This is a genomic window from Bradyrhizobium acaciae (assembly GCF_020889785.1).
GTDB classification, from domain to species: domain Bacteria; phylum Pseudomonadota; class Alphaproteobacteria; order Rhizobiales; family Xanthobacteraceae; genus Bradyrhizobium; species Bradyrhizobium acaciae.
This window is the reverse complement of sequence record NZ_JACMYK010000029.1, coordinates 1-24,549: the sequence shown is the minus strand read 5'-3', so window position 1 is coordinate 24,549 and position 24,549 is coordinate 1. Positions and strand designations below refer to the sequence as shown.

At 63.9% G+C, this 24,549-nt stretch carries 19 protein-coding genes; 9 read left to right on the top strand and 10 right to left on the bottom strand.

Annotated elements, in window-relative coordinates; genetic code table 11:
- Positions 1–9 precede the first annotated feature (9 nt).
- Positions 10–1,215: a carboxylate--amine ligase gene (locus H8A92_RS14625; protein ID WP_229196469.1), complete on the top strand. Its 1,206-nt coding sequence runs from the start codon at positions 10–12 to the stop codon at positions 1,213–1,215.
- A 39-nt stretch (positions 1,216–1,254) separates the two neighbouring features.
- Here H8A92_RS14625 and H8A92_RS14620 read toward each other — a convergent pair whose 3' ends face one another.
- The 9 genes from H8A92_RS14620 to H8A92_RS14580 form a co-directional block, all read right to left on the bottom strand.
- Complete coding sequence (locus tag H8A92_RS14620) at positions 1,255–2,589, bottom strand: polysaccharide biosynthesis protein (RefSeq protein ID WP_229196468.1); 1,335 nt, start codon at positions 2,587–2,589, stop codon at positions 1,255–1,257.
- A complete protein-coding gene (locus tag H8A92_RS14615) occupies positions 2,580–3,848 on the bottom strand; it encodes a glycosyltransferase family 4 protein (RefSeq protein ID WP_229196467.1) in 1,269 nt (422 codons plus the stop codon). Before H8A92_RS14615 ends, H8A92_RS14620 begins: the two co-directional genes overlap by 10 nt.
- Positions 3,849–3,872: 24 nt before the next feature.
- Positions 3,873–4,574, bottom strand: coding sequence for a DUF1616 domain-containing protein (locus H8A92_RS14610; RefSeq protein ID WP_229196466.1), 702 nt, complete (start codon positions 4,572–4,574; stop codon positions 3,873–3,875).
- A gap of 43 nt (positions 4,575–4,617) precedes the next feature.
- Positions 4,618–5,466: a hypothetical protein gene (locus H8A92_RS14605; RefSeq protein ID WP_229196465.1), complete on the bottom strand. Its 849-nt coding sequence runs from the start codon at positions 5,464–5,466 to the stop codon at positions 4,618–4,620.
- Positions 5,463–6,587, bottom strand: coding sequence for a hypothetical protein (locus H8A92_RS14600; RefSeq protein ID WP_229196464.1), 1,125 nt, complete (start codon positions 6,585–6,587; stop codon positions 5,463–5,465). The genes H8A92_RS14605 and H8A92_RS14600 overlap by 4 nt, the downstream gene beginning before the upstream one ends.
- Entirely contained in the window at positions 6,584–7,738 is a 1,155-nt protein-coding gene (locus H8A92_RS14595) for a glycosyltransferase family 4 protein (RefSeq protein ID WP_229196463.1), read from the bottom strand. The genes H8A92_RS14600 and H8A92_RS14595 overlap by 4 nt, the downstream gene beginning before the upstream one ends.
- 47 nt (positions 7,739–7,785) lie before the next feature.
- Positions 7,786–8,529 carry a glycosyltransferase family 2 protein gene (locus H8A92_RS14590; RefSeq protein ID WP_229196462.1) on the bottom strand — a complete coding sequence of 248 codons (744 nt, stop codon included), beginning with the start codon at positions 8,527–8,529 and terminating at the stop codon, positions 7,786–7,788.
- Between the two features lie 44 nt (positions 8,530–8,573).
- A complete protein-coding gene (locus H8A92_RS14585) occupies positions 8,574–9,809 on the bottom strand; it encodes a SidA/IucD/PvdA family monooxygenase (protein WP_229196461.1) in 1,236 nt (411 codons plus the stop codon).
- Positions 9,810–10,070: 261 nt separating this feature from the next.
- Positions 10,071–11,486, bottom strand: coding sequence for a glucosamine inositolphosphorylceramide transferase family protein (locus H8A92_RS14580; RefSeq protein ID WP_229196460.1), 1,416 nt, complete (start codon positions 11,484–11,486; stop codon positions 10,071–10,073).
- A 486-nt stretch (positions 11,487–11,972) separates the two neighbouring features.
- On the opposite strand from H8A92_RS14580, the gene H8A92_RS14575 reads away from it, so the two are divergent.
- Both H8A92_RS14575 and H8A92_RS14570 read left to right on the top strand, forming a co-directional pair.
- A complete protein-coding gene (locus H8A92_RS14575) occupies positions 11,973–12,500 on the top strand; it encodes a GNAT family N-acetyltransferase (protein WP_229196459.1) in 528 nt (175 codons plus the stop codon).
- Entirely contained in the window at positions 12,497–12,973 is a 477-nt protein-coding gene (locus H8A92_RS14570) for a GNAT family N-acetyltransferase (RefSeq protein WP_229196458.1), read from the top strand. Before H8A92_RS14575 ends, H8A92_RS14570 begins: the two co-directional genes overlap by 4 nt.
- Before the next feature lie 51 nt (positions 12,974–13,024).
- Here H8A92_RS14570 and H8A92_RS14565 read toward each other — a convergent pair whose 3' ends face one another.
- Complete coding sequence (locus H8A92_RS14565) at positions 13,025–14,236, bottom strand: FAD-dependent oxidoreductase (protein ID WP_229196457.1); 1,212 nt, start codon at positions 14,234–14,236, stop codon at positions 13,025–13,027.
- Positions 14,237–14,407: 171 nt separating this feature from the next.
- Here H8A92_RS14565 and H8A92_RS14560 point away from each other — a divergent pair, with 171 nt between their 5' ends.
- From H8A92_RS14560 to H8A92_RS14535, 6 genes are all read left to right on the top strand, one after another.
- Positions 14,408–15,664 (top strand): glycoside hydrolase 5 family protein, encoded by a 1,257-nt coding sequence (locus H8A92_RS14560; protein ID WP_233285453.1) that lies wholly within the window; start codon positions 14,408–14,410, stop codon positions 15,662–15,664.
- Complete coding sequence (locus H8A92_RS14555) at positions 15,661–16,665, top strand: glycosyltransferase family 2 protein (protein ID WP_229196455.1); 1,005 nt, start codon at positions 15,661–15,663, stop codon at positions 16,663–16,665. The genes H8A92_RS14560 and H8A92_RS14555 overlap by 4 nt, the downstream gene beginning before the upstream one ends.
- 53 nt (positions 16,666–16,718) lie before the next feature.
- The gene (galE, locus tag H8A92_RS14550; RefSeq protein WP_229196499.1) at positions 16,719–17,729 is read left to right on the top strand and encodes a UDP-glucose 4-epimerase GalE; all 1,011 of its coding nucleotides are present in this window, start codon (positions 16,719–16,721) and stop codon (positions 17,727–17,729) included.
- Between the two features lie 406 nt (positions 17,730–18,135).
- The gene (locus tag H8A92_RS14545) at positions 18,136–20,277 is read left to right on the top strand and encodes a family 16 glycosylhydrolase (RefSeq protein WP_229196454.1); all 2,142 of its coding nucleotides are present in this window, start codon (positions 18,136–18,138) and stop codon (positions 20,275–20,277) included.
- A gap of 157 nt (positions 20,278–20,434) precedes the next feature.
- The gene (locus H8A92_RS14540) at positions 20,435–23,107 is read left to right on the top strand and encodes a type I secretion system permease/ATPase (protein ID WP_229196453.1); all 2,673 of its coding nucleotides are present in this window, start codon (positions 20,435–20,437) and stop codon (positions 23,105–23,107) included.
- The gene (locus tag H8A92_RS14535; RefSeq protein ID WP_229196452.1) at positions 23,094–24,521 is read left to right on the top strand and encodes an HlyD family type I secretion periplasmic adaptor subunit; all 1,428 of its coding nucleotides are present in this window, start codon (positions 23,094–23,096) and stop codon (positions 24,519–24,521) included. The genes H8A92_RS14540 and H8A92_RS14535 overlap by 14 nt, the downstream gene beginning before the upstream one ends.
- The last annotated feature ends 28 nt before the right edge of the window (positions 24,522–24,549 follow it).

Below are 24,549 nucleotides of genomic sequence, written 5' to 3'. Positions count from 1 at the left end.
CAGGAGGCCGTGACGGTGGATGCAGCTCCGACAGCGGTCGTCCTGGGCGGCGGTACCAACGGCCTGTCGGTCGTGCGCAGCCTGGCTCAGGCTGGGATTCGTCCGATCGTGGTCGTGGACACGCCGTACGATATTGCGTCGATGTCGCGATATGCGCGACGCGCGGTCGTCTCAGGCTTCGAAGGACGGGGATTCGTGAGCGAGCTGCTGCGGCTGCGGGCAGGGATGCCTCACGGGGGCGTGCTGTTCTTTGCGGACGACCGTCCGCTTCTCGCTGTGTCGCAATATCGTGACTCCGTTGCTCCGTGGTTCAGCTTCGAGCTTCCATCGCACGAGCTGCTCGTCGACTTGACCTTGAAGGATCGATTTTTTCGGCTGGCACGGCAGGGCGGCTTTCCGGTCCCAGCAACCCATCTGGTGAAAAGCCGCAGCGAGCTGAACGTTCTGCAAGGGCTTCGCCTGCCTTTGTGCGTGAAGCCCAACAGCCGTTCTCCCGCCTATGATGGTTCATTTAAAAAGGCCTATCGTGTCGAGACCCTGGCCGAAGCTCGATTGCTCTGTGAGCGCGTGTTGGATGCCGTGGGGGAGGTGATTGTTCAGGAGTGGATCGAGGGAACCAACGATTCGATCTTCTTTTGCCTGTGTTACCTGGGGCCGGGCGCTTCGGTGTGCTTTACGGGGCGCAAAGGCCGCTCATTTCCGCCGCAGACCGGCTGGACCGCGAGCTGCTGGGCTGCGCCGGAAGTCGCCGGGGAGCTGGAGGATCTGACGATCCGCTTCTTCCGATCGGTGGGGCTGACGAACGGCTTTGCCAGCATGGAATACAAGCGCGATGGGCGTGACGGGAGCTTTCGGTTTGTCGAACCTACCGTCGGCCGAACGGATCTGCAGGTGGAGCTGTCAGCGCTTTGCGGCATCAATCTCTGCCACGTCGGCTATTGCGACGCTGCCGGGCAAGCACGCCCGAAGCTGAGCCTCGACCCGACCCATGTCTGGCGTGATGAATTCAGGGATTTTCTCGCGGCTCGAATGCTCGGCACCAAATGCGCCTATCCACCGAAGCACCGGATTCACAACGCCTACTGGCGCTGGGATGATCCTGGTCCGGCTATGCTGGAGGTCGCGCAAACCGCGGGGAACGCACTCCATCGTGTGGCCACACGCGTTCTCAAGACCACGGAAAGCTCGTCGTCCCGGAGCCGACTCGCAGACTGATTTGCGCAGGACTGGACGTCGACGCCTGCTGCAATTTCATCAGGTCTGGAACGGCGATGACGTCGTGCCCTGGAGCACGGGATCGGTGCCGGCAACCAGCTTCGTGGCCGACGTCAGCCAGAGGGCGGCGCAGGCACCCTCGATGCTGACGGCAAGCGTCCAGCCCAGCACGAGACCCTGAAGTCCACCGAGCTTGGCGCCCAGGATGGCAGAGCCGAGCTCGAGCAGCCCGCCGAGCGCAAACCAGGGAGCGGCCTTGAGCATCCTGTCGGTCAGGCGCGCGAGCGTGCAGGCATGGAATTTCAGCGTCGATCCAAGCAGGCTGAAACCGAGCAAGCGCAGGCTCGAACCGGCGATCTCGGGATAGGTCGGATTGAAGACGGCCAGGATCTGCTGCGAATAGGTGAAGATGAAAACGGCGCACGCCAGCGAGAACAGCAGTGACACCGTCAGCGACAGCAGGATGTCGTGCCGGGATTGGTTCGGGCTTGCCCTGACGACCGGGAACAGGACCATCGCCATGGCTGCCGGAATCAAGGATGCGACGGAGACCAGCATCCATACCGCCACAAACGCGGCATTGGTGGTCGGTGACAGCAGCACCAGCACCAGATAGGGCATGATGAGGGCCGGCGTCAGCAACGAGACGTCGAGTGCGTAATGGTCGACGACCCGGCGGCGGTGCATGTGGAGCAGTTTGAAATCGGGGGCGCCGACGAGGCGGCGGGCGCCGCCCCGAGTCAAGAGATTGACGCCGATCCAGGACGCCAGCAATCCGGCCACCCAGGTCCAGAGAAGCGCGGTAGCCGAGGTGAAGCCAAGCGCGGCCACCGCCGCAAGCAGCATCAATTTGAAGATGGCGAACAGGATCAGGCGGATCGTCTTGCTGCTGCTTCGCAGGATGCCGACGAACGCCTGATCGCCCATGATGGTGAGATTGCTCAGGCCGCAGCCGATGACGAAGGCCAGGCCTATCGACCAACCATCGATCGATCCGGTCGAACCCATGACGAGCGTCTGCCCGACGAGAAACAGCAAGGCCAGGCCAGCCGTCATTGCCGTGCCGACGGTAGCTGCGGCCGTGACCAGCCCGGGCTCCCTGCCGGGATGTCGAACGAGCTCGCCCGTGAGCAAGGTCCCGAGCCCGCCCTCGCCGAGCAGGGTGACGAGGCTCATCATGGCCAGGAGACCCGAAGCAATGCCCATCACGTCAGGCGGAAGCAGCCGGGCTGCGAGCCACCAATAGGCAAAACCGAGGCCGGCCGTGGCCACCGTTCCGGTCGCCAGCGCGCCGGAGTTCAAGACGAGGGCGGCGCTCTTCTGCAGGGCTTCGCGCAGCCGCGAGATGGCTCTTCGGGCGACGTCTATCGGCACGATGGCTCTCCCGAATCCCGGTATGCGGCCATCGTCACTTCAGCGGGTGCAGCGCGCAGTACATCCCGGTAGACCTGCTCGATGCGCGACACGACCGCGTTGGCCTTCAGGCGTCCCACCCTGGCCAGGCTTGTCGCCTCGAGGCGGGCCAGCAAGGCGCGGTCGTCCAGCAACGCCTGCATCGCCCCGGCCAATGCCGGCGCATCGCCGGGGGGGACCAGAAGCCCGGTCTCGCCGTGATCGACCAGATCGGGCATGCCGCCGATCCCGGTTGCGACCATGGCCTTGCCGCACGCCATCGCTTCCATGATGACGGTCGCACAGGCCTCGGGGCCGGTCGATGGCAGCACACCGAACAGGCACCGCCGCCAAGCGTGCATGATGGCGGAATGTGGCCATGCACTGAAGCTGCGAACGTTTGGCGGGAACGCGGTTGGCGTATCGGCGAGCCGGCGTCCGATCAGGACCAGCGGCGGCGGCCTGCTCAGTCCGGCATAGGCCTCGACCAGGACGTCGATGCCCTTGAGACGCATCATGTCGCCGACGAACAGAATGAAGTCGCCGTCAGGCAGCTCGCGCAGACAGGCGTCTTCCGGACCGGGCACCTCGACATCGTCGGGCACGAAGTTGGGAATGACCTCGTACGGCGCGCGGCCATCGGTGAGCCCGGTGTGATCGGCTACGGCGTGGCTCACCGCGATGAAGCGGTCCACGATGCGTCGGGCAGCGAAGCTCGACGCCCAGTTGCCGAGGGTGGTCACGGTCGCCTTCGCTACGCCGTAATGCCGGGTCGCGCACGGCAGGCATTTTGCCGGCGTTGCACCGCTGCACAACTCGGTCCCGAGATGCATGAGGTTTTTCTTGGCGCAAACCAGGCCGTAATCGTGCAGCGTGAGCACGAAGCGGGCGCCGCTCAGGGCTCTGAGCGGCAGCAGGGATGCATAGATCCAGTTGTGGGCGTGGACGACGTCAGGTCGCTCCCGGTCGATCAGCCGCTTCAAGGCGAGCGCGAGTTCGGGATCCGGGAAGGGCGGCGCGTGCCGGCGCTCGGGATCGGCATGGAGTCCCGACAGGCGCTGCAGCGTGCCGCGCAACCGATGGACGCGGACCGCTCCGTCCAACTCGGTTTCCGGTGATCCCGGGCGCATCAATGTCCCGACGCTCACGTCGTGGCCGCGCTGCGCCAGTGCCGCGCCGAGATTGCGGACATGGCGTTCCTCGCCCCCGATCACCGGGGGATAGAACTGCGACAGCAGCAAGATACGCATGACCGAGCCTCCGCCTCAGGTACCCGGCACCAGCGCCGAGACCCTGCGATAGAGCTTGTTGTCGGCCGGCCGGTAGAGCCGGGCCTCGGCCTTCTGCTGATCGGCCAGGATCGGCACGGGGACCTTCCGCACCCACGTGTCGCCTGGTGCAATCGTCAGTGAGCGGAACACCGCGAACGGCTTCCCGTCGAGGGTGATTTCCAGGTCGTATTGGTGAGCCTCGGCTTCTGCGCTGCGAACGCCGACGACGAGTTGGCCCGGATCGCCTTTGCCGGGCGGCAACATCCAGAACTCGGTGTATCTGAACTGCCGTTCGACGGCCTGATCGTGGATCGCTAGCGCATAGGCGCCCGTCGCCACGAGCATCGCCAACGCGACCGCGGCTGCTTGCCAGGGACGGATTCGCAGCGGACCCAGCGAGGCCCGCGGGGGGGAGACGTCGCTGCCGCTGGCGGGTAGCAGCATGGCACCGGTTGCCACCGCCAGGTACCAGAACGCCCAGCCAAGCGGCGTCAGCGCGCCGACGGCGTTCAGGACGAAGCCTCCGGCGATGGTGACGGCGAGACTGGCACCAATCGAATAGGCAAGCTGTTCCAACCGCGACGTGGTTCTGACGCCGATCGCGCGCAGCGCCGCATGTCCCGAAATCAGGAGCGCCATCGGCACGCCCAGGACGGCGCGCAGCAGCATGTTGTCACTGACCGCAACCGCGGCCACGGTGGCTCCTGCCCACAAGCAGGCGCCGAGCAAGTCCCGTTTGTCAGGGCTCGCCATGCAGTCCTCTGATGTCGTAGATGATGAGATAGCCGTTGTCGTAGGTGCGCGTGACATCTTTGACGTCATTGAACTTCAGCAGCTCGGCAGCGGAGAGCCGCGTTCCCTGCTGCGGTTCCCACGGCTCGAAGTAGAAGCCGAGCACCGGCGGCGCGGTCGTCAGCCGGAGATCCACCAGCAGGAAATCAAGGTCGCTCCTGGCGAGCGCGTAGAAATCATCGGATCCGAGCTTGTCACGCCTGAATGCGCGGGCTGCATAAACGCCTCGGTTGATCTTGGTTCTGACGTCCTGCCGGCCGTAGCCGGCAAGCAACAGACGGTTGACCCGATCGCCAGTGAAGCGGTTGCCGGGCCCGAGCCATTCCCTGGTCCAGAGCGAGGTTTCAATTCCCATGCGCTCGATGGATTGCGCGTCCGACGCCACCTTGTAAGTTCCACGGATCGGTTCGAGTGAAGCCGCGGTGAGCCCGCCCATCACGATGACCGCGAGCGCCGCCAACGGCGCGGTCCGCTGCCATCCGCGTGACGCGCGGCCCTGCCAGAAATGGATGAAGCTCACCGCGACGACCAGTCCGACGCCGATGAAGACGAATGTTCCCATCCGGTTGCCGATTTGCCAGCCATTGACGGTCAGCCGGAATGCGACCGAGATCGGGAATCCGCAGGCAAGCAACGTGAGCAGCACGACGCGACTGTCACGCCAGCGCCGCTTGAGAATGCCGTGAATTGGACGCCAGCCTGAATGCAGATAGGGCGGCGCTGTTGTGGCCAGCGATCGAAAGAAACCCGTTGCCAGCCCGATGGCAAGCAACAGGATGGCGAGCAACGTCGTCAATCGGATGCCGAGGGGCTGGCTCGCGCGCCGAGATTCTCCGATGGCGGGATAGCGGTGCCGAAGATCTTGCCCAGCAGTGTCTTGAAGCCGGTTTCGACCACGGGGCCGATGTAACCCGTGAAGGAATTTCCGCTGGCGATCACCCATAGCAGGGGCAGAAGGATCGCGAGCACCGCGGTGACGCCCATGGCGATCCTTGCCTCGAGCCGCAGCGAGATGTCACGTCGCAACGCCTCCAGGGTGGCCAGCATTCCGAGGTAGATGGCGGCGAAGGCCGCCGTGAGGTGATGGGTGACCGCAAGGCTCGCCAACAGCAGTGCGATCAGCCCGAGCGCGCCGAGCCTCGGTCGTCCGACGAGATCCTTCGATGCCGCCTCCACCGCGAAGATCAGCATGCACAGCACGAAGCCGAGGCTCTCGTAGGAGAACGCCGACTCGAACACCACGAAGGTCGAGCAGCCCATGTAGGTCAGGCAGGCGATCGCCGTGATGCGCGCAGACCCGGTGATGCTTTCATAGAACAGAAACAGGGCCGCGATGAGCGTGCCTTTCAGCACTGCCAACAGCAGCGTAGCCGCGGCAAACAACGGCAAGCCGGTCAACTTGCTGATTGCCGTGGTCACGATCTCGAGGGCGGGATACGCTGCCGCGATCGGCAGCAACGGGTTGGGCAGGAACAGCCGGTGGCCGGTCGCGAGGTCTTCCGCCGCGGCCCAGTGCAGGAATTCGTCGTGGTGGGCGAAACCTGTCGGCGAGTAAACGGTCTTGAAGTAGAACAAGGCTTCGGTCAGCAGGAGCAGGAGAAACAGACGCTCGCTCCGGGCCACGTTCGGCCAGGCGATGCGAAGGCTGGTCGGAACGACCAACAGCACGGCACCGGACCAGAACAGCAGCGGCGCCACCGCATCGCCGCGTCGCCCGGCTCCCTGTCCGGCCACAATCAGGAGCAGGGCCATGGCGACCACCAGGCTCAGCGCCGCGATCCATCCCGCGTCGGCAGGCTCGGTCGTGGCGTCGGCGCCGTTGCCGCGCAGGTCAGGGCCGATCACGTCAAGGAGGAACTGCATCCAGCTCCGCGCCGGCGTGATCGCGATTTCGGCGCTGAGATGAGCCCGCGTCATCCGACCCGCGCCCTCGTCGCGGACCGCAGGCCCAGTGCACCGTCGTGCGCACGATCGACCGTTGACCGGCTACCCAACACATCGCGATAGACGTCACTCAGCGCGTCTGCGCAGGCGTCCCAATCCGGCAACGCCAAATCGGGGATCGCGCGCGGGGTCTCGAGTTCCTCGGCAATGGCAGCGGCTATCTCGCTCGGGTCGGCGTCGGCCGGAAGTGCGCGGCACAGGCCGTTGGTCGCGAGCTCGCGCAGTCCGGACGTATCGCTGACAAGGACGGGCCGGCGCAGCGATAGCGCTTCCATCACCGCCACGGGATGAGCCTCGTATTCACTCAGCAGCACGAACAGGCCGGCGCTCGCCAGCAGGTCGGCCATTCTCTGCCGTTCGGATCCGGGGATGCCCGCAATGGTGACCCGATCGTCAAGGCCAAGCGTGCTGGCGAGACGGCGCAGTTCCTCTTCGTAGGGGCCCGTGCCGACGATGCGCAGGCGCACATCCGGCATCTTGCGGCTCAACTCCGGCAACGCCGCAATCAGCCGGTGATGGCCCTTGTAGCGCTCCAGTCTGCCGCTCGAGACGATCAATCCGGGATCGACCCGGACGCCGGCGCTGGCAGCCGGCATCGCGGCGCCATTCGGGACCACCACAAACCGTTCGCGCGGGATACCCATTCGGGCGCTGAAAAAGCCGGCCTCGAATTCGGAGACCCCGATCAGTCGCGCGGCTTTCGCCACCAGCGGGCGGAGCAGTGCACGCTGGGTGCTGCGCACGGCGTTCCGCAAACGCGAGGAATGTCCGCCACTATGGAAAGTCAGGACGAACGGCATCCTGCTGCGGACGGCCGCGAGCAGTCCGATCGGACTCACAAAGGTGTTGTAACCTTGAAAGTGGATCAGATCCCACGCGCCGCGGCGGATCGCGGTATAGACTTGCGGTGCCACATAGAGATCCAATTCCTTCGGCCACGCCGGCACGCGCCGCACGCACATGCCACGGACGTTCTCCTCAACCGGCAGGTTTCCCGAGGAATCGGTCGTGAGCACGTCGACCGAGTAACCGCGCGCCACCAGGCGGGGGCCGACCTCCTGGATGTGGGTTTCGATACCGCCGACGAAGGGGTAGCAGCGAGCGGCGACCATCAGGATACGCATTCGGCTTACCCATCGTCATCGTGGACGTGCGTTCCGCCCCCCGCCGCCTATGGATAACCATAGGCAACGAGCGAGACCGGAGAATGCACCTTCTCGCGCAGGATCGTCTTGAGAACCCGCCAGCCATCCGGGATGGCGCGCAAATTGCTCAAGCCGCTGATGCGTGGAGCTTCGAAGCTCGCGACCTCAACGATGTTCAGCTCGTTCTTCAGGGCCCGCACATTGATGAGGGTCTCGATTTCGAAGCCGTCGCAGTCGCAATTGAGGGTGGGGACGTGCTTGGTCCAGAACGCCATGTATCCGTAGCACAGATCGGAGAACGAGCCGCCGTAGAGCATTCGCACCAACAGGGTGAGCCCCCAATTGCCCAGCATCCGGAACGTCGACATGTCGTCGGTCCCTGCGCCCTGCAGAAAGCGCGAGCCTTTGACCAGATCCGCGCCGGCGATCAGCGCGCCGACAAAGACGATCGCTTCCTCCGGCACCATCGAGCCATCGGCGTCGATCATCACGATGATATCGCCGGTCGCGGCCCGGAATCCGGCCTGCAGCGCGGCGCCCTTGCCGCGGCGCGGCTCCATCACGACCTTGATGTCCTCGCGCAGACCGCGCGCCACCGCAACCGTGTCATCCGTCGAACGTCCGTCCACGATGATGACTTCGTGCGCCCAGGTCGGGATACGCGGCAGAAGCCAGGGCAGGTTCTTGGCCTCATTGAGTGTCGGGACCACGAAGCTCACGCGCGGCATCATCAGCGACCGCCCCAACGCGAGATTGATCTTATCGGGCACCGAGATGGCGCTGACAGGGGAAAGGCTGTTTGGAATAGGAGCGTTCATGGCAACACCGTGCGATCAAAAGGCCGGACCTGGAGCGCAGGTCGCGAGCGGACAAGAATGCTTGACAAATATTGGGCAAGAGCCCGCGCAGGATGATGGGTCCCGTAGACAAACCGGCAGACCGGGCCGAAGCTGTTTGCTGCGGCGGGACCGATAAAATGCAACCCCGGTACTGACGTCTCGTAATGCGATGAAAGCTGCGGCGCCCCTTTGACCAGGCGGATGTCGCGAAGCAGCGTTTGACTCAGGAAACCCAGCCGGCTTGCATCGACCCTGTAGCCGGTCGCGAAGATCACATGATCGGTCTGCAACGATTGCCGCGCTCCACCGGTGGAGACCAGATCGAGCAGCACGCGGCCATTGCGAATCCCGATGCCTTGGAGGGAGGTCCCGAGCGATGTGGGTACCTTTCCTATGACGCGGTCCTTCACGAAGGCGCCACCCAGGGGGCCCAGTGCACTGGGATTGGCGAGCCGGATACGGCGTTCCTCCGCCAACAGCTGGATGAGCTGAGGATACTTCGCGCAGGCCGTCAGGGCCCAGCCCGGGCCGATGCCGCTCAATGGCGCGACCATACGCTGGATGAACGAGCGGTTGCGGGGCCGGTTGGCAAAACGAAGTTGCGGTGCGCGCGCAACCAGCGAAACCGGGATTCCCCGTTCATGGAGCAGTGCCGCCAGGTCCGTCGCCGACGATCCGGATCCGATCACGGTCACGTTCTTGCCGTCCAATGGTTCGAGCGAGCCGTAGTCGCCGCTGTGCGAGCACAGCTCGGCGGGTAAACGTGCGACGTCCCGAGGCAGGTGCCTGAAGGGCTGCAGGCCGACGGCCACCACGACCCGCCGCGCGTTGACTGTCTCGCCGTCGTCGAAGGTCGCACGAAGATCGCCGCCGACGGCCTCCAACGCGGTGAGAACCTTGTTCTCCACGGCCGGCACGTACCGCATCCGGAAGGCTTCGCCGTATTCGATGAACCGCTCGAGCGTCAGCGGTGTCAGCGTGTCATGATAGGGCAGGGCGCGTTCGGTGCAGAACGACTTGACCGTGAATTCCGATGCGGGATCGGAGAGACATGACGCCCAGGGGTAGGATTTCAGCAGCATGCCGCGGGGCATGTTGTGCTTCCAGGGGCCCATGGGCTCGCCAAAGACCCGGTGCTCCACACCGCGTGCACGCAAGTGCGCGGCCAGCGACAAGCCGTAGGGGCCGGCTCCTATGACGGCCACATCCACGGATGTGCTCGATCGGCCCATAAGCGCACCTCCCGCACAAAAAAGGTAGACGAAATGAAAAAGACATCGGGAGATTGAAATGCGGAACTCTCTCCTTGCGACCCTCTTCCAGGCAGCCTGAGTTGGCAAGGATCGCTGATGCAGCTGCGTGTTGGAAGCGCGATAGATGGTTAGCTCTTTGTAGTTATCCTCTTGCAGCTCAATGGAAATGGCCCTGCGTAACCAACGTTGCCAGCAATGATTTCCAACCTCGCGCGCTTCTCACACGAAGCCGGCCGGCATCGAAGACGACCAGGCGGGTTGCCGCTGCACGGTCGCCGAAACCTCGGATGACAACGGCTCATAGGACGCCATGACATCTCCCAGTCGCCCGACGCGACCGAACATGTCGATCACCTCGAGGCCGGATCTGCGGTTGTAGGTATGGCACCCGAAGCCTGCCGCCCGGACGACACCGACCGGGGTTTGGGCAAATTCCGACAGCCCGAGCGCGTCGATCCGGCACAGCGTGACCGCATCGCCATAACCGCGCGAGCAATTCTGGACCGGGCGGAGTATTTGCCCGCCGTGCTCGATGAAGGCGCCAGCCGGACGGCTGAGCGAGGCGTCGATCAGGATGGGGTTTGCGGCATGATGTAGCCAGGGTCCGGTCAAGCTCTCCGCGCGGTAGACGTCGAGGACGTCCCATGACGTGGACCCCCACCGTTTGGGGCTGACGAAGAACCAGCAACCGCCGTCGCGAAACAGCGGCGTGCAGTCGTAGGCCTCGACGCGATCGATGAGGCACGCTTCCCGGACCCATCGGTCGGGGAATTCGACGGCGCGATAGAGGCTGACATTCCGTGCTGCCCCGGATTCCGGGATCATCCAGATCTGTCCGTCCCGTTCGAACACGAACGGGTAGGAGAGATGGTGCGGCTCCTCCAGCACGATCCGCGGTTCGCTCGCCGTTCCGTCGCGGCTTACCCTTGCGACTGCGATGCAGCCTCGCTTTTTCCTGTAGGAAAACTGCTCGACAAAGATGAAATCCTGCCCCCGGTGGCTGAATGGAAACGGGTCGGCGAGATAACTGTCGGCATCCGCGGCGAGCACCTTGAAGACGGCTTGGCCCGTGTCGAGCAGGCTTCTCCCTTCGTCGCGGCGCCACCCGACGCCCCACATCTTTCCGCCTCTTGCGACGATATTCAGCAGGCTAACGGCTTTCGACGCCACCCTTCCACTCGCCCATATGAGGGCTGAGGAGGGCGGCCCCGGCGGCTCGGTCATCCGCGGGCGAGGCGTATCGGATGCAGCCGGCGGCCGTTCCTCGCGCAACGCCTTGAGGATCAGCAGGACGGCGCATGAGAGGGTGCCATCAAGGGTCACAGCAAGCACGTCGCGGTCTGCGCTGGCGGGACGCGCCGTCCACGGGCCCCGAGGGCAAGTTGTATCGTGCAGCTCGACCAGCAGATCCTCATTATTCGCCAGCGCCGCCAACACTCCGACTTCGCCCGGGATGCCGTTGAAGAACGGCGTCAGCACCCGCCGTGCGGGGATGACGGCTTCTTCGCCGCTGAGATTGATCACGATATCCGGCGCGGTGGTCGAAGGCGCCAGCGCGCGAAGGGCTGCCGGGATGGAATCCGTAGCGCCATCGCCGCGAGCGCGAAAGACGAGCCGCTCCAGCTCGATCAGCAAGCGGCAAGTCGGCGACAGCGGATGGCGGCCGGATCCGTAGCTGCACGAGATCTCATTGGCGGGATCTTCGGCAAGCGCTTCCGCCAGCCATAGATGCCAGCGCAGCAGCCGCGATGGATCAAGATGCAGGCAAACACGCATTCACGCCTCGGGCCCGGTTCAGTCTTCGCCTGCCGGGACCTCGGACTCACCGATACGGGAAGCCAGCACCTTGTGCTGTCTGCGGCACGAGGCCGCGCCACGGCGACCGGCCGTAAAACTATGCCTAAACCGCGCCCGGATGTGCGGTGCCAGACGGGGTAACCCATCGGTGACGTTGCGCTCAGCCGGCCGGGAGCGTCATTTGGACGCATGAATGTGGGCTGGTCACCGACCAAGAATGGGTCGATTTCTGCGTACAGCTGCGCACCGAGTGCCGAACTCTGCGGGCCGTGGGACGATCTCATCACGCGCGTCGATGGCAACGCATTCATGCATCCTGCGGCGTTGCTGGCGGCCGCCGAACCCGGGTTCGCCAAGATCCACGTCCTGATTGCCTGGGACGAGGAGGTGAAGCCTCGCTGTCCAGTCGGTTTTTGGGCGCTGTGCGAAAGGCGCATCTTGCCGACGGCGCCCGCATTCCTGGAAGCGATCCCCTACAATTACGCGTTCACCTCGAATGCCGTGGTCGACAGCGCTCGCGCCGACGAGGTTGCGGCGGCGTTCTTCGACGTGATCAGGCACGACCCCCATTTGCCCAAGATCGTCAAATTGCGATCCTTCGAAGCTGACCCGGTCGTCTATCCGGCGATGCTCCGGCAGCTCGAGGGCCAGGGCCGATACCGGGAGCTTGTTCGCGTCGAACGCCCGTTTGCGGATTCATGCTCAGGGATCAAGAAATCGGGATCGACCCGCAAGAAACTGCGCCAGGATTGGAACCGGCTCTCCGCGACTGGAAAGGTGGAGATCGTGAATCGTCGGCGCCCGCCGAGACGGAAGCTGCGTTCGAGATATTTCTCGCGCTCGAGGCGGTGAGCTGGAAGGGCAAGGAGGGCACTGCGCTGCTCTGCGACGCCGGTGATGCGCGGTTTGCGCGCCAGCTGATCCGAAACCTGGCCGCGCACGACATGGCCTCAGTCGCCCTGCTGCGCGTCGACGACGTTGCGATTGCGGCGCAGGTCCTGATCTACAGCGGCCATCAGGCTTATACGTGGAAGACCGCATTCGATGCGTCCTTCGCGGGCTTTTCACCGGGAGCTCTGTTGATCAGCAAGATGACGGAAGAACTGCTCGAATCTGGTCAGGTCGGCACAATCGACTCATGCTCGTCGGCGGATGGAATCATGTCGCAGTTGTGGACCGGCCGACGAACCATGGTCGATACGCTGATCGATGTTCGCACGCGCAACCCGTTGGCTTTCGCGATGGAAGTAGCTGAGCACCAAGGCTATCGGCAATTTCACAATGTGCGCAGCCGAATTTGGCACGCGATCCAACATTCTCGGTAAGCGCAAAGCGGCGTCACCAGCCCTCGGCCATCGTGCGCCCGGCGACAGGGTCTATGTGCGATCCCGCAGGCGCTGCGTCCATCCTTCAGGCGCGAACTGATTTCCATCGGGGATGACGCCGATCTTGCAAGCGGCGGCGATTGCAGCGCCGACGAAGAAGCGCAGCCTGCGCTGGATGCTCCAGCCGATGCCTTGCTCGATGGACATCGAGCGCAGCCGGTAGGCCCACGATTTGGAGGTTTCGTCATATGCGCGCTTGACCGGATCATCATAGAACTGATCGATCTTGTCCGCGGCCATGCCGGGACTGGCGAGCCAATTCGGGATATGGACGTTGCACAGCCGCTCGACGTCGGTGAAGACCTTGCCGGCGCCGGTGCCGGCTGCGGGGCAGGAGCTTGCGAACGCGTCACCGACCATGACGACACCCGCCTGGCGATGGCCCTGGCTGACATAGAGGTCGGCAGGGCGGATCTTGACCGGCCCAACCACCTCGACGTCTCCGGTGATGCGACGCAAATTCGGCATCAAGGCGAACAGCGCGCGCTCGGGACTGTGGCGCATCTCCCGCAGCCAAGGATCGTCCATGGTCCGATAGACCATCAGGTTCGCCCGCATCGACGTTCCAATCGGAAAAAGCGTGAGATAGGCCATCCGGTCGCTGGCGCGTTCCGGATAGTACGTCAGGGCCGCGAAGTCGAATGCCCTGCCCGGGCGGGGTTTGATGTCGAAGGCGACGGTAATCGAATGGCACGGGCTCGTGATCGTGCGCTCGATTCCGAGCTGGTCCTTCAGTGCGACGCTCAATCCGTTGGCGAGAACGACGAGGCGCGCCGAGATGATGCTGCCATTCGACAGCGAGATCTGCTGACGGTCGTCGCCGGTCGTGATGCGAACGGCCTTCGCAACGACGTTCGACACATCAGGTGGAATCGCGCTGCGCATCACGTTGACGAGGTCGTCGTACAGGATGCCGTATTGTCCACCCGGGCGCTTATCGATCACGCGTCCGAAGCGGGCGATCCAGGCCTTGCCGTCACGGATCGCGCCGTCGAAGGTCGTCGCCGCAAGGGCAACGCTGGCCAGCCCGGTCTTCTGCAGGATTGCGACTTGCCCGCGATCGAGTTTTTCGCAGCGCAGATCGGGCGGGTATACCGGATGAGGGTCGACCACTGCGGTGGGGATGCCCGCGCGCCCCAATATCGCTGCTGTGGTCGAGCCGGCGAGGCCTGCGCCGATCACCACCACGTCGGTGTCCATCATGGCGCATCACCCATACTGCTGCATCTCAACATGCCGTGTTCGATCCGGAGCCGGTCAATAGCCCTGGCCTGGTCGACACTGTAACGAAACTGACCTGTCGGAGCACGACGCCGAAGGGAGTAATCCTTCGGGGAAGTTGCCTTCGCCGGTGCGCGATAGTCACGTGGCGGGATGAATTCTGTCTGGAAACGGGCGAACGGACTGCGCAACATCGGACTGCGTGTGTTGTTGTACGCTTTGCTTGCTGCACCGGCAGTGGTGAGCGCAACGGACGGTCCAGCAGCGGACGGACCACCTCCGATTCCCTTCATCAAGGCTCAGGGAACGCGATTTACGGTTGACGGCAAACCGTTCTTCGTGACCGGCGTGAACAACCACTATCTCACCTTCGGATCGCAGGGCGAGGTCACCCGCGTGCTCGACGACGCGGTGGCGATGGGTGCCAATGTGGTTCGCACCTTCCTTCAGCCCGTCATCGGATCGCTCGACGGGAGCATGGTGACGATCTGGCAGTGGCGGCTCCAGGCCGACGCGAGCGATCTCGGTGTCAAGGGGACCTATCTCATCTATTGGGACGATCACGAAGGCGGGATGGCCTTCAATGACGGCGCCAACGGGATGCAGAAGGTCGACTTCCTGATCGCCGAAGCCGGCAAGCGACACCTGAAGCTCATCATCGGCTTCCTGGACTTCTGGGCCTACACGGGCGGCGCTCAGCAGATGCGGGCCTGGTATGGCAGCGAGGACAAGTCCGGGTTTTTCTTCCGTGATCGACGCACGCGGCGCGATTACATGAATTGGGCTCGCCACGTCGTGCAGCGGGTCAATTCGTTGACCGGGATTGCCTACCGCGACGACCCGACCATCATGGCCTGGGAGTTGATGAACGAAGGCAATGCGAGCCCGGAGAGCTTGCGATTGGCCTGGACCGCCGAGATGTCCGCCTACGTCAAGTTCCTCGATCCCAATCATCTCGTCAGTTCGGGCCATGCCAATGTTGCCGACAAATTGTCGGACCTGGCGATCTCGACACTCGATTTCGGCACCTGGCACGGTTACCCGCTCTACTACAATCAGACAGTCCAGCAATTCGGCGACAACATCACCGAGTTCTGCCAGCTCGCGGCTCGCGCCGACAAGCCCGTCCTCCTCGAGGAGTTCGGCTATGCCCGTTCCAACAAAGACGCGGCCGGCGCCTACGACATGTGGCTCGACAAGCTTGGGCGCGATCCCAATTGCGCCGGCTGGATGGTCTGGCGCCTGGTGTCGCGTCAGGACAACGGGCGTTTTCCTGTCGACGAGCACGACCAGTTTGATATCCGCAACGACGGAAGCGCGATCTGGAACGTCTTCAAGGCGGCAACAGCGCGAGCGAAGCAGTCCCGTGAAGCGAGCCAGGCTTCGGATATCGGGCGGAGGTCGCCATGATCGACGCATCCGTGGTGATTTGCGCGCATACGCTCGACCGCTGGGGCGAGTTGCAGCGCGCGGTCGGATCTGTCCGCGCCCAGACCCGCGCCCCCGAAGAAATCATCGTGGTGGTGGATAACAACGAAGCCTTGCGAGCGCGTGCCGCGCGCGAGATCAGCGGCGTCACCGTTCTCGCAAATGCCGGGCAACCCGGCCTGTCGGGTGGACGTATGACGGGGGCAGGGCACGCCACGACGTCGGTCATCGCTTTCCTGGATGACGATGCCGCAGCCGACCCGTGCTGGCTTGAGGAACTGCTGGAGGCCTATCGGGATCCGGCGGTCCTGGGGGCGGGGGGACCGGTGCTGCCACTGTGGCAAGCACCGCCGCCTTCCTGGTTTCCTGCCGAATTCGCCTGGGTCGTCGGCTGCACCTATGCCGGCATGGATGTGCAGGACGGACGCATCCGCAACCCGATCGGCGCCAACATGTCGGTGCGCGCCGACGTGTTGCGCGAGGTCGGCGGTTTCACATCGGATCTCGGACGCCGCAAGCTCGGATTTTCCGTTAGCGGTCGCGCCAGGTTCGGCGGCAAGGCCGAGAGCTGCGAAGAAACCGAGCTGTGCATTCGGGCCTCGCGCCTGTATCCCGGCGGTTACTGGGCATATCGCGCGCGGGCGCGAGTGCACCATGTCGTGCCGGCCAAGCGGGCCACGTGGACGTACTTCGTCCAGCGCTGCCTGATCGAGGGTACCGCCAAGGCGGTGCTGAGGAATCTGGCGGGGTCTGGCGACGGGCTCAAAACCGAGCGACGCTACGTTCGCGAAGTCTTGCCGCGCGCCGTGGCGAGCGAACTCCGCGCGGCGGTTCGCGGCAAATTCAACGCCGCTCGGCGGGCCGGCGCGATCGTCGTCGGATTCAGCCTTACCGCGTTCGCCTACACCACGACACGTCTCGGCGGAATGGCCGAAGCACTGTCTCAGCAGCTGTCGTCGCGCGCCCAGATCCGGAGATCCTAGCCCGGCGTGTGGCGGCGGCATGGAATGCCTGTTGGATTGATACGGTGACTGACATGATCTTGCTGACCGGAGGCGCCGGCTATATCGGGACCCACGTCTGCATCGCGCTGCTGGAGGCGGGGTTCGACGTTGTCGTGGTCGACAACCTCTGCAACAGCAACCGGGCCTCGCTCGATCGTGTTGAATCGATATGCGGGCGGCCGCTGGTGTTTCGCTGCATCGACATCCGGGATGAGGAAGCCGTCTACGAGATGCTTCGTGCCTACGGCGTGACCGCAGTTGTTCACCTCGCCGGGCTGAAGGCCGTGGGCGATTCCAACGTGCATCCCATGACCTATTACGACAACAATGTCGTGGGAACGATGCGGCTGCTGTCGGCAATGAAGAGGGCGAAGGTCAAGACGCTTGTCTTCAGCTCGTCCGCCACCGTCTATGGTATGCCTGCCTACCTGCCGCTCGACGAAAGGCATCCGTTGGCGCCGACCAACCCCTATGGTCGCACCAAGCTGTTCATCGAGGAAATGCTCAGGGATCTTCATCGCTCCGAGGACGATTGGCGCATCGGCATCCTGCGCTATTTCAATCCCGCTGGTGCGCATGAGAGCGGCCTTATCGGAGAAGACCCGATCGGCATTCCCAACAATCTGGTGCCGCTCGTCGCGCAAGTGGCGATTGGAAAGCGCGCCAAGCTGCGGATCTGGGGAGACGACTACGACACGCCGGACGGCACCGGTATCCGGGATTTCATTCATGTCGTCGACCTGGCAGCCGGCCATCTCAGCGTCTTGCGCCACCTCGAGCAGCCCGGGGTGTTCACGGTCAATCTGGGAACGGGAAGCGGCAGCAGCGTTCTGGAGGTCGTTCGTACCTTCGAGGCCGCGAGCGGCAGGTCAATTCCGTATGAGATCGGAGAGCGCCGGACCGGCGATGTTGCGATCTGTTGTGCCGATCCGACATTTGCGAAGCAGACGCTGGACTGGGCGTCGGCCCGCTCGCTGGCACAGATGTGCGCCGATCATTGGCATTGGCAGCTGAAGAATCCCGACGGATACCGCCACGCATAACCCGGTGGTCGCCGCACGCGTCCTTACGCCCTGCCGGGCAGGCAGCAACTGCAATCGCCGCTTCAGAGACACCGTCGCGGCGCCATCGAGAATTAAATCCCAATCAAGAAGCCTCAGCGAAAAAGTATTGTGTGAATAAGGCGAGCTGCACCTCAAACGCCCGTGTGAAGCTCATTTTGAAACCATTTTTCGCCATACTTGATCTTTAGCCAACCGATCTGCAGTCGAGGGGGCGTACCTCGAAATCTCCACTGCGTTGGAATGTGCCCGCGCCATCACGCGCGGCGGGCATGCGGTATGTCGCGCGATTCGCGGCAGTGGAATGGTCGCGCAATTCGCGACAGTGGAATGGTCGCGCAATTCGCGACAGTGGAATTCTTCGTTCACTCACTGGAAGGAACATGGAATGGCCCTGGCCGCGCCAGCAGGTTTTACGTCGAGCAATCTCGTGTTTCAGGAGAGCTTCTCCGGCACCACGCTCGACAATTATTGGCATAACTACATCACGAGCCGCGCCGCCAACGGTTGGGCGTGGAATAGCAATGGATCGGGCGGAAGCGGGCCGGGCGGCGCATACGACGCGGACTACGACATGCCGAGCCAGGTGTCCGTGAACAACGGGATCCTGGATCTCACGGCCATTCGGCAGCCGGTCAACGGCATGAATCAGGGCACGGCACAGACGTTTCCGATCACGTCCGGCGCCGTCAGCAGCTATGGCAAGCTCGAATTCGATGGCGGCTACCTGCAGATCAGCATGAAGGCGCCGAGCGGCGATGGTGCATGGCCAGGACTCTGGCTGATGCCCGGCGCGGGCTCGAGCAGCGGCGACAATTTCGAGATCGATATCCAGGAGGGCGGATATACCGGCAACGGGCCGGCAAACCAGGCCTTCACCTGGCATCTTCACACGCCCTCGGGGACGGTCGGCGGGACGGTCAACACCGGGATCGACCTCACCGCCGGCTTCCACACCTACGGCATCAATTGGGTGCCCGGCAAATCGATCACCTGGTATCTCGACGGCAAGCAAATCGCGACGGTGACCAGCGCGCAGGTCCCGATTCCGAACGAGCCGATGCAACTCATCATGAGCAATCAGGTCGCGAACTCGAACGCGGCCGGCTGGCACACGGCGCTCGATAGTTCGACCCCCCAGTCGATGGCGATGCAGATCGCCGAGGTTCAGCTCTATCAAGCGGCCGGCAACGGCGACACCGTCACTGGCGCCAACGTCACTGCGTCGACGACCCCGGTTACGCCGCCGGTCCAAACGATCACGCCGGCGGTGACCCAGGTTGCGGCTTCGCCGGGGACCGGGACCGAGCACGTCGGCAATACCGTCACGTTCACGCTCGGCTTCAACGAGGTCGTCAACGTCGCTGGCACCCCGACGCTGTCGCTCAATGACGGAAGCTCCGCGACTTATGTCGGCGGCTCGGGGACCAGCACGCTGACCTTCCAAACGACTGTCGCGTCGACCAATACGGCGACGTCGGCCCTTGCCATTACCGGGGTCAGCCTTGCGAACGGTGCGAGCATCAGCGACACCGGCGGTGTCGCCGCGAATCTTGCCGGTGCGGCGAAGACGTTCGCCGGTCTTCAGATCGATCCGACGAGCCCGACGACACCAACGCCGCCGACCACGCCAACGATCCAGCCGGCGGTGACCCAGGTTGCGGCTTCGCCGGGGACCGGGACCGAGCACGCCGGCGACGCCGTCATATTCACGCTCGGCTTCAACGAAGTCGTGAATGTGGCGGGCACGCCGACGTTGTCGCTCAATGACGGAAGCACCGCGACCTATATCGGCGGCTCGGGGAGCAACACGCTCACCTTCCGGACGACCGTCGCGTCGAGCGATACGGCGACGTCGGCCCTTGCGATCACCGGCGTCAACCTCCCGGGTGCGAGCATCAGCGACGCGAGCGGTGTCGCCGCGAATCTTGCCGCCGCGGTGAAGACGTTCGCCGGCCTCCAGATCGATCCGCTGGGCGGCTTAACGTCGGGAAGTGCAACGCCACCTGTCGCGCCGGTGCTGGCGATCACGGATACATCGCTGTCGGTGACCGGAAGAGGCGGGACCGTCGACCTGGGCGTCAAGGTGACGACCGCAGATACGAACGACGTTGTGACCGTGAACATCACGGGACTTCCGAAATACGAGACCATCACCGACAACCTCGATGACCGCACGTACAAGGGAAACAACATCACGCTGACTGCCGCGCAGGTCGACAGCGGATTGACGTTGCAGTCGAACTACCGGGGCACCGGCCATCCGGTTGCGACGCTCGCGATCACGGCCACTGCAAGTAACCCGGCGACCGGAGCAGTCGCGACGTCGGCGTCGCAAAGCATCACGGTGACCGACCCGCCGCCGGCGACCACCACCCACACGGCCTCGTCGGCAGATCGGAGCTTCGCTTTGCTGAACCAGTACCTGGCCGGTAACCACGGCAAGGGTGATCAGGGGCAGGCCGCCGCGACGGATGCGTCCGGAGGGCGCTGGAGTGAACAGGCGTTTCTGGCCAAGCCGCATCATTGATGCGGCGGCTCACCCGGCAATGTTTCCGCGCCGTCGATTTGCGGCGCGGAAACCAGGTTCGACCGCAGCCGGGCACGATACCGTCTCGTTCTTTGTGAATGCATGAAAGGGAATTGTTGAAGCCGGTCGCGTGACCGCCGAACGATTGAGTTGATTGATGGCGATCCAGAATGGAAATGCCGATGCCGCAGACCTCGGGCTCCGGGCCCTGGCTCTGTTCCTGCGGCTTCACGGTGTGAACGCCGATTCCGACAAGATCCGTGATCTTTGCGGGAGCAGGGCGATTGGAATCCGCGCGATGCTTCGTTGCGCCCGCGAACTGGGTCTCAAGGCCGGCTCGTGGACGACGGATTGGACGCGGCTTGCGAACATCCGGTTGCCCGGAATCGCTGCCCTGCAGGATGGCGGGTTCCTGCTGCTCGGGAAGATTGATGGCAACGAAGCGCTTGTGCTGCATCCATCGTCTTCGCAGCCGAAGCGCATCACGCGCGCCGAATTCGAGGCCATCTGGGATGGTCGGCTGATCTCGGCCGAAACGCGGCACGTCGCGCGCCGGGCGCTGCATCGGCTCACTGGTCTGGGCGTGCGCGCGCGCAGGACGATACGGCGTCTGCGCGAAAACCTGATGCAGGGCGTCCGCGCGCGTTTGACGTTTGCGCGTTCGTCCGGTCGAGGCAACGACGCCGCCGAGGCGAGCGCGACCGAACGGGGCGGCGGCGATGACTCCGGGGTGATGGCGCTGGCAATCCTGCTGCGTTGTCATGGAGTCGCGGCCGAACCGGATCAAATTCGTCACCGGACCGGCACGGCCCGGCTTGGCGTGACCGACATCATCCGTTGCGCCAGGAATTTCGGGCTCAGGGCCCGCTTGCAAAGAACCGACTGGAACAGGCTTGCGGTGACCCCGCTGCCGGGGATTGCCGTATTGCGCGACGGCGGATTCCTGGTTCTCGGCAAGATCGTCGACGGCAAGCTCCTGGTTCAGCGCCCATTGCAGCCGCAGCCCCAGATGATGGGCCAGGCCGAATTTGAGGCGATATGGGATGGCGACATCATCTTGATGACGCGGCGCGCCGCCTTGACGGATACCGCCCGGCGTTTCGATATCAGCTGGTTCTTCGGTGCGATCCACAAGTATCGTCGCCTGCTCGGCGAAGTGCTGGTCGCGTCGTTCTTCCTCCAGGTCTTTGCCGTCGTGTCGCCACTGTTCTTCCAGGTGGTCATCGACAAGGTCCTCGTGCATCGCGGCATGAGCACGCTCGACGTGCTGATCACGGGCCTTGTCGCGCTGACCATTCTCGAGGCCGTTCTCGGCGCGCTGCGCGTCCATCTGTTCGCGCACACGACCAACCGCATCGACGTGGAGCTCGGCGCCCGGCTGTTCCATCATCTGATGGCATTGCCAATCGCATATTTCCAGACACGCCGGGTGGGGGATTCAGTCGCGCGCGTCCGCGAGCTGGAGAATATCCGTCAGTTCCTGACGAGCTCGGCGCTCACGCTCGTGATCGATCTGGTGTTCACCGTCGTATTCCTCGCCGTCATGTTCTACTACTCGACGACGCTGACGCTCATCGTGCTGGCGTCTTTTCCATTTTACATCGGCATATCGGCTGGCGCGGCGCCACTGTTTCGCCGGCGCCTCGACGAGAAATTCGAGCGTGGGGCAGAGAACCAGGCATTTCTGGTCGAGAGCGTCACCGGCGTTGAAACGCTGAAGGCCATGGCGGTCGAGCCGCAAATGCAGCGCCGCTGGGAGGAGCAACTCGCCGCCTATGTGGCCGCGAGCTTCCGCGTGTTGAGCTTGAACAACGCGGCGAGCCAGTCGGTCCAGATGATCAACAAGCTGGTCACTGCCGCAACCCTGTATTTCGGCGCCCGGCTCGTGATCGATGGAGCGTTGACGGTCGGTGAACTCGTTGCATTCAACATGCTGGCGGCGCGCGTGAGCATGCCGGTGCTGCGGCTTGCGCAGATCTGGCAGGATTTCCACCAGGCCCGTCTGTCGATCGACCGTCTCGGCGACATCCTGAACACCATTCCCGAGCCGAGCTCCGCTCCGAGCCGGGCTGCGCTGCCGGCGATCCGCGGCCAGGTCACGTTCGAGCACGCGACGTTCCGCTATCGTATCGACGGTCCCGCGGTGCTGCACGACGTCTCGCTCAGCGTCGATCCCGGCCAGGTCGTCGGCATTGTGGGGTCCTCGGGTTCGGGCAAGAGCACGATTGCGAAGCTGATCCAGCGTCTCTACGTGCCGGAAAGCGGGCGCGTGCTCGTCGATGGCGTCGACCTTGCGATGGTCGATCTCGCCTGGCTTCGGCGTCAGATCGGCGTCGTGCTGCAGGAAAACGTGCTTTTCAATCGCTCAATTCGCGACAACATCGCGCTCGCCGATCCGGCGATGCCGATGGAAAGCGTCATCGCCGCGGCCTCGCTCGCCGGCGCTCACGACTTCATCCTGGAGCTGCCGGAGGGGTATGACACCGTCGTGGGTGAACGCGGCAGCAGTCTGTCCGGCGGACAGCGTCAACGGATCGCGATCGCCCGGGCGCTTGTCACCGATCCGCGCATCCTCATTCTCGACGAGGCGACGAGCGCCCTGGATTACGAAAGCGAGCGCGCGATCCAGCAGAACATGAAGCGGATCTCCGCCGGGCGGACCGTGTTCGTGATCGCGCATCGGCTTTCGACCGTGCGTCACGCAAACCGGATCATCTCGGTCGAGCATGGCCGGATCGTCGAGGACGGCAACCATGATGAGCTGATCCGCTCGAATGGACGCTACGCGAGACTGCACCACCTGCAGGCGGGTCTCCATGACGCTCGCTAGCCGCAACATCATCCCGTTTCCGAAGGCCGAGGTTCGCCGCCGTCAGCACGAGATCGCGTTCCTTCCGGCGGCCCTAGAGATTACCGAATCGCCGCCGTCACCGACCGGGCGCGCCATCGGGGCGAGCATTATCGTTGGATTTTGCGTCGCGCTGCTGTGGGCGTCGCTTGGCCATGTCGATATCGTCGCAACGGCGACCGGCAAGATCGTGCCGGGTGGGCGCACCAAGCTCATTCAGCCGTTCGAGACCGGTGTCGTACGCGCAATCCACGTGCGCGACGGACAGAGCGTCAAGGCCGGCGATGTCCTGATCGAGCTGGATCCCACGATGACCGGAGCCGATCAGGAGCGCTACCACAGCGATCTGTTGGCCGCCGAACTCGAGGTGGCCCGGCTTCGGGCGGCGCTTGCGAGCGATCCGCTCGCGGCATTCCAGCCACCGCCGGGCGCAACGGCGGCGGATATCGATCTGCATCGCCAGTTTCTGATCAGCCAGCGCGCGGAGCAGCAAGCCAAGCTTGCGGAGATCGAGCGCCAGCAAGGCCAGAAGGAAGCGGAACGGGCGACCATTTCCGCGACTGTCGCGAAGATCCAGGCCACCATACCGGTGCTCACGGAGCGGGTCGATATCCGGAAGACCCTTCTCGACAAGGCGCTCGGCTCCAAGGTCACCTATCTTGCCGAATATCAGGACCTGGTTGGCCTTCAGCAGGATCTCGTCTTGCAGCAGAGCCGGCTGCACGAAGCCGATGCCGCGATGGCATTGCTGAAGGAAACGAAGGAAAGGGCCGCGGCGGAATATCGACGTGCGACCTTCGACGCGCTCGCAAAGGCCGAGCAGAAGGCCGCGAGCACCGCGCAGGAGGTGGTGAAGGCGGACCAGCGCACCAAGCTCCAGCAATTGACCGCGCCGGTCGACGGCGTCGTGCAGCAACTCGCTGTTCATACCGTGGGGGGCGTCGTCGCGCAGGCACAAGCGCTTGCGGTGGTGGTTCCCAGCGAGAGCCATCTCGAGATCGAAGCCATGCTCTCCAATCGGGATATCGGATTCGTTCATCCCGGACAGAGGGCGGAGATCAAGGTCGATACCTTCAACTTCACCCGTTACGGGCTGCTCCACGGCGAGGTGCTCAGCGTGTCGTCGGATGCCATTACGCGCGACAGGCCGCAGGGAGGCTCGAACGATCGGGCGCAGGGCGGCGCGCAAGCCGGCAGCGAGCCGAGAGGCCAGGAACTGGAATATGCTGCGCGTGTTTCGCTCGACCGCACGCAAATGCAGGTGGAGGACAAGCTGCTCAAGCTTGGTCCCGGCATGGCGGTGACCGTTGAGATCAAGACGGGCACGCGCAGGATCATCAGCTATCTGCTCTCGCCGCTGGCCAGGCACCAGCAGGAGGCGTTGCGGGAACGCTAGAGCGGGATGGGTTTTGGTTGAATCGGCC

What these genes read in the sequence shown, in the direction of transcription:
- H8A92_RS14555 (WP_229196455.1), top strand. Translation starts at nt 15,661, where the DNA reads ATGATCGACGCATCCGTGGTGATTTGCGCGCATACGCTCGACCGCTGG.
- H8A92_RS14545 (WP_229196454.1), top strand. Translation starts at nt 18,136, where the DNA reads ATGGCCCTGGCCGCGCCAGCAGGTTTTACGTCGAGCAATCTCGTGTTT.
- H8A92_RS14535 (WP_229196452.1), top strand. Translation starts at nt 23,094, where the DNA reads ATGACGCTCGCTAGCCGCAACATCATCCCGTTTCCGAAGGCCGAGGTT.
- H8A92_RS14565 (WP_229196457.1), bottom strand. Translation starts at nt 14,236, where the DNA reads ATGATGGACACCGACGTGGTGGTGATCGGCGCAGGCCTCGCCGGCTCG.
- H8A92_RS14540 (WP_229196453.1), top strand. Translation starts at nt 20,435, where the DNA reads ATGGCGATCCAGAATGGAAATGCCGATGCCGCAGACCTCGGGCTCCGG.
- H8A92_RS14595 (WP_229196463.1), bottom strand. Translation starts at nt 7,738, where the DNA reads ATGCGTATCCTGATGGTCGCCGCTCGCTGCTACCCCTTCGTCGGCGGT.
- galE (WP_229196499.1), top strand. Translation starts at nt 16,719, where the DNA reads ATGATCTTGCTGACCGGAGGCGCCGGCTATATCGGGACCCACGTCTGC.
- H8A92_RS14600 (WP_229196464.1), bottom strand. Translation starts at nt 6,587, where the DNA reads ATGACGCGGGCTCATCTCAGCGCCGAAATCGCGATCACGCCGGCGCGG.
- H8A92_RS14560 (WP_233285453.1), top strand. Translation starts at nt 14,408, where the DNA reads ATGAATTCTGTCTGGAAACGGGCGAACGGACTGCGCAACATCGGACTG.